Origin of the sequence: Streptomyces sp. NPDC059371, from assembly GCF_042751995.1 — a bacterium.
In the GTDB taxonomy this organism is placed as follows: domain Bacteria; phylum Actinomycetota; class Actinomycetes; order Streptomycetales; family Streptomycetaceae; genus Streptomyces.
Window position 1 is genome coordinate 17,585 of sequence record NZ_JBHYXD010000029.1, and the last position, 4,677, is coordinate 22,261.

The window sequence follows — 4,677 nt, forward strand, 5'->3', positions numbered from 1 at the left end:
CCCGGGGCGGGGGGGGCGCCCCCGCGGCGGGGGGGGGGGGGGCCGGGGGGCGGGGGGGGGGGGGGGCCGGGCGCCCCCCCCCCCCCCGCGCCCGCCCCCCGGCGCGGCCGGCCGGCGGCCCGCGCTGGTGGCTGCGCGGTGATGACCGCCAGGGGCCGCACGGCCGGCGCTGAGGTGACCCTCCGGCGACCACGACGAGAAGACCTGCCGGTTTGTTTGATGCAAGGGACGGCGGGGAGATCGGTCCGGTTCTGCCGGGTATGCACCCCCGTCCCGCAGGCGCACACCGCCCGGCCGGCGGCCCGGCGGAACGGGAACAGGGCTGATTCCGCAGGGGAGTTGTCCCCGCAGACGGCCGTCTTCGAGGGTTGCTGCACCACCGCTCGAGAGTTGTTAAAAACAGGACGATCGGTCTCGTATTGACATACCGTCTGTGCTGTTTTTTAATGTTGGAGTGTCAGCAGCGCACGGGGACAGGGGAGACGGCGTGGACATCGACGTATTAGGTGCACTGGACGTGCGGGAGAACGGGGTGTCCGTCGCCCCGACAGCGCCCAAGCCCCGCCAGGTGCTGGCGCTGCTGGCGGTCCACGCGGACCGGGTGGTGCCGGTCGCCTCGCTCATCGAGGAACTGTGGTCGGCCCGGCCCCCGCGCAGCGCGCGCACCACCCTGCAGACCTACGTGCTGCAGTTGCGCGAACTCATCGGCGCGGCGCTGGCCCGCGGCGCCGAGGGCGGGCCCGGTGCCGGGCCCGGGGGCCGTACGGCCAAGGACGTCCTGGTCACCCTGCCGGGCGGGTATCTGCTCGCCGCCGGCGGCGGCACCAGCGACGTCCGCGAGTTCGACCGCCTGGCGGGACTGGGCTACCGGGCCATGGACGCCGGCGACTTCGCGGGCGCCTCCCGCAGTCTCGGCGCCGCGCTGGACCTGTGGTCGGGCTCGGCCTTCGCGGACGTGCAGACCGGCGCCCAGCTCACCATGGAGGCCAGGCGCCTGGAGGAGGGCCGGCTGTGCGCACTGGACCAGCGCATCGAGGCGGACCTGCGGCTCGGCCGGCACCGCGAAGTCCTCGCCGAACTCACGGTCCTGACCAGCCGGTACCGCAACCACGAGAACCTGCACGCCCAGTTCATGATCGCGCTGCACCGCTCGGGGCGGCGCGGCGAGGCCCTCAGCGCCTACACCCACCTGCGCACCACCCTCAGCCGCGACCTGGGCCTGGAGCCCTCCCCGCGACTGCGCCGGCTCCAGAACTCGATCCTGATGGCCGCGCCCGAGAGCCCGCCGGACCCGCCCGCCCCGGCCCGCGCCGCGCACCACCCGGCAGCCGGACCCCAGATCGCCGGCAGCCGGTAACCACCCCGGCCGCCGGTCGGCAGCCGCCCGGCCGGTAACCGCCGTCCGGTAGTCAGCCGCCCGTCCGGTAACCGCCGGGCGTCCGGCCGCCAGTCGGTAGCCGTCCGGTGTCCGGTGTCCGGCAGCGGTGCGGCTGCTTCGGCGGCGGCGCGAACACGTGCCGCCGGCCGCCCGGCGTCCCGCCGCCGGCGGCGGACCTCCCGCCCTGCCGCGCGGGAGTTTTGCTTCCCCCCGTATACGGGGCATGCCCGTCCCGGTCCGAGGGCCGGGGTATCCACGAAGGGACGAGTTGATGACCAGCGAGCCGACGGCATCCTCCGACGGCCACGGAGACGTTCTTGCCGAGCTCACCGCCGTGCTGGCCGGTGTCGTGCACGCCGACCCCGGCCGGGTCGATCCCGAGCAGCCCTTCCCGGTCCTGGGGCTGGACTCCCTGCTCACCATCGAGTTCGTCGCGGCCATCGACCAGCACTTCGGCGTCCGCATCGCCGGCGCGGACCTCTACACGTACGCCACCCCCGCCCTGCTGGCCCGCCGGCTGAGCGCTCTTGGCCGCGGCGCGGACGATGCCCCCGCGGCCCGGGACGCGGGTGCCGCGGCGGCGGTGCTGCAGGTGCTGCGCGACCAGCTGGCGCGGATCCTGCACTGCGACCCGTGGGAGCTCGACGGCGGCGCCGCCTTCGCGGAGCTGGGCATCGACTCCATCCTGGCCGCCGACTTCATCGCCGGCGTCAACCGCGCCTACGGTCTGAGCGAACGCCCCGTCACCGTCCACGAGCATCCCAGCCTCGCCGCGATGGCCGCCTACATCGCCTCCCGCACCCGGGACGCCCCGGCCCCCGCCGCACCGGACACCCCCGCCGCAGCGGACACCCCCGCCCCGGGCCCCGACGCGGCGTCCGCCGGCCAGCCGCAGCCGCAGCCGCAGCCGTCGGCCGGTGCGGCGGCGAAGCGGCCCGCGCTGTCCCCGGAGGAGGTCCTCGCGCTTCTGGACGCGGTACGCGGTGAGCGGATCGGCGTCGACGAGGCCGCCGCACTCCTGGCCGACCGCCCGGTCTGAACGGCCCGCCCGTGGAGCACCGGCGGCTCACCGACTGCTTCGGCCCCGGCGGCCCCCGCGCCGCCACCTCGCTGCCGTGCGCAGCGGGACGGCGAACCGAGACGGACTGAAACGACACCATGACTCTCACCGCACCGCAGCCGCCCGCCGCCGGGCCCGCCCCGCGCCCCCGCGCGGTGCCCCCGGTGACGCTGTGGCTGTGCCCCAACGACGCCCTCCCGCCCGCCGTCACCGGCATCCTGGCCTCGCACTGGCTCGACGAACGCGAGAGCGCGACCGCCGCCCGGTTCCTCTTCGAACGCGACCGCCGGCAGTACCTCGTCGCCCACACCCTGGTCCGCCGCGCACTGGCCCTGGAGGCCGGCCTCGGCGAGGCCGAGCTGGTCATCTGGCGCTCCTCCCGCGGGCGGCCCTTCCTGCAGCCGCTGCCCGGCGGCCTGCCCCGGGGCGGCGGCCACCTCGACTTCAACCTCTCCCACGCGGGCGGCTACAGCCTGCTGGGCATCGTGCGCCGGCAGCGCGTCGGAGTCGACGTGGAGTGCCTGGACCGGGAGGCGGGCGCCCTGGAGACCATCCTGACCACCTTCACCCCCGACGAGCAGCACTGGGCGGGACAGGTGCCCCCCGGACGGCAGCGGGACCGCCGGGTGCTGCGGCTGTGGACCCTGAAGGAGGCCTACTCCAAGGCCCGCGGACTGGGACTGGGGCTGCCCTTCGACGAGTTCGCCTTCACCCTGGACGACGACCGCGGAGTCCTCGCCTTCCGGCCGCCCGCCGACGACGCGGCCGGACGCTGGCGGTTCCTGGAACTGGAACCGGTGCCCGACGTGCTGGCCGCGGTGGCCGTCCCCGCGGACGGGAGCCCCGCCCCGCACCTGGAACTGCACCAGGGATTTCCCTGGGACCGGGCCGCACCCCGCACCATCCCCCTGCCCGCACCCCTGGGCGCACCGCACACCCCCCTGCGCAAGACCGCCGCCGCACCGCTCTGACCGCCCCCGGCCCCTGCCCCCGTATCCGTCCCGCCTTCCCCCCGGCGCCGCCGTCAAGGCGGGACGGAAAAGGAAAAAGGGTATATGACGGTGCGCAATTGCCGCCGTTCCGGAATCCGTACCGGAATGCGTACCGGAATCCGGAGTTCATTTCCGGTGCGGGTGCAGGTGTTCTCGAGTGCGTCGTGTATTTGACGCAACACCCCACGTGGAGCACCGCTGGAGGACCGCTACAGGAAAACGCTCGGGGGGCACGGACCCGGCTAGCGTGCCTAGCGGCGGAGATTTCCGGCCACAAAAGGAACTGGACAAGGAACTCGACGAGGTGGGGAGGCCACCATGGAGATTCAGGTTCTGGGTCCGTTGAGTGCCGAGGTCAACGGGGGATCCATCGTTCCGACGGCGGGCAAGCCGCGACAGATCCTGTCGCTGCTGGCGCTCTATCCGGGACGTGTCATGCCTGTTCCCACGCTCATGGAGGAACTCTGGGGAACCGAGCCTCCGGCGAGCGCACTGACGACCCTTCAGACGTACATACTGCAACTGCGCAGGCGGCTCGGCACGGCCATGGGCCCGGGCGCACCGTCCGGCGCGAAGGACATTCTCGCCACCCGGCACGGCGGATACCTGCTGCAGATCGACAGGAGCTGTGTCGATGTGCACACCTACGAGGAGCTGATCCGCCAGGGCCAGGCCGCGTTCGTGGAAGGCGACGACGAGGTGTCCGCGGAACGGTTTCGCACGGCACTGGACCTGTGGACCGGGCCGCCGCTGGTCGACGTGAGACTCGGTCCCGTCCTGGAGATCGAGGTGATGCGGCTGCAGGAGAGCAGGCTGGTCACCGTCGAGCGGCGCATCGACGCCGACCTGCGGCTGGGCCGCCACGCGCAGCTGATCGCCGAACTGACCGAGCTGACCGCCCGCCACCCGCACCACGAGGGCCTGCACTCCCAGGTCATGGTGGCGATGTACCGCTCGGGCCGGCAGGCCACGGCGCTGGAGGTCTACCGCAGGCTGCGCCTGCGGCTCATCGACGAGCTGGGCGTGGAGCCCTCCCCGCAGCTCCAGCGCATGCACCAGGCCATGCTGGCCGTGGACCCGCAGCTCGAACTGCTGGCGGGGCCGCGCCACGGCTCGACCTTCGACCTGTTCGCGGCGTGAGGCACGGGTGCCGCCCGGCCGCCCCCGGCGGCCGTGGCACCCCGCGGCGCCCCGCCTGCCGCGCGGCACAGGCCCGCCGCCGGGCCCGGATTCAGCGCAGGTGGACG

General features: G+C 74.1%; 4 protein-coding genes. All 4 read left to right on the forward strand.

The window, feature by feature from the left end; translation table 11 throughout:
• The first annotated feature begins 487 nt into the window (after positions 1–487).
• The 4 genes from ACFXGX_RS18685 (at position 488) to ACFXGX_RS18700 (ending at position 4,570) form a co-directional block, all read left to right on the forward strand.
• Positions 488–1,357, forward strand: a complete 870-nt coding sequence (locus ACFXGX_RS18685) for a BTAD domain-containing putative transcriptional regulator (protein ID WP_384792155.1) — start codon at positions 488–490, stop codon at positions 1,355–1,357.
• Positions 1,358–1,649: 292 nt separating this feature from the next.
• Positions 1,650–2,417 carry a phosphopantetheine-binding protein gene (locus tag ACFXGX_RS18690; protein ID WP_384792007.1) on the forward strand — a complete coding sequence of 256 codons (768 nt, stop codon included), beginning with the start codon at positions 1,650–1,652 and terminating at the stop codon, positions 2,415–2,417.
• A gap of 119 nt (positions 2,418–2,536) precedes the next feature.
• On the forward strand, positions 2,537–3,409 hold the full coding sequence (locus tag ACFXGX_RS18695) for a 4'-phosphopantetheinyl transferase family protein (RefSeq protein ID WP_384792010.1): 873 nt from the start codon (positions 2,537–2,539) through the stop codon (positions 3,407–3,409).
• Positions 3,410–3,748: 339 nt separating this feature from the next.
• Complete coding sequence (locus tag ACFXGX_RS18700; protein WP_384792013.1) at positions 3,749–4,570, forward strand: BTAD domain-containing putative transcriptional regulator; 822 nt, start codon at positions 3,749–3,751, stop codon at positions 4,568–4,570.
• Positions 4,571–4,677: the final 107 nt, after the last annotated feature.

Coding starts and splice junctions, on each gene's coding strand:
- ACFXGX_RS18690 (WP_384792007.1), top strand. CDS start 1,650: ATGACCAGCGAGCCGACGGCATCCTCCGACGGCCACGGAGACGTTCTT.
- ACFXGX_RS18695 (WP_384792010.1), top strand. CDS start 2,537: ATGACTCTCACCGCACCGCAGCCGCCCGCCGCCGGGCCCGCCCCGCGC.
- ACFXGX_RS18700 (WP_384792013.1), top strand. CDS start 3,749: ATGGAGATTCAGGTTCTGGGTCCGTTGAGTGCCGAGGTCAACGGGGGA.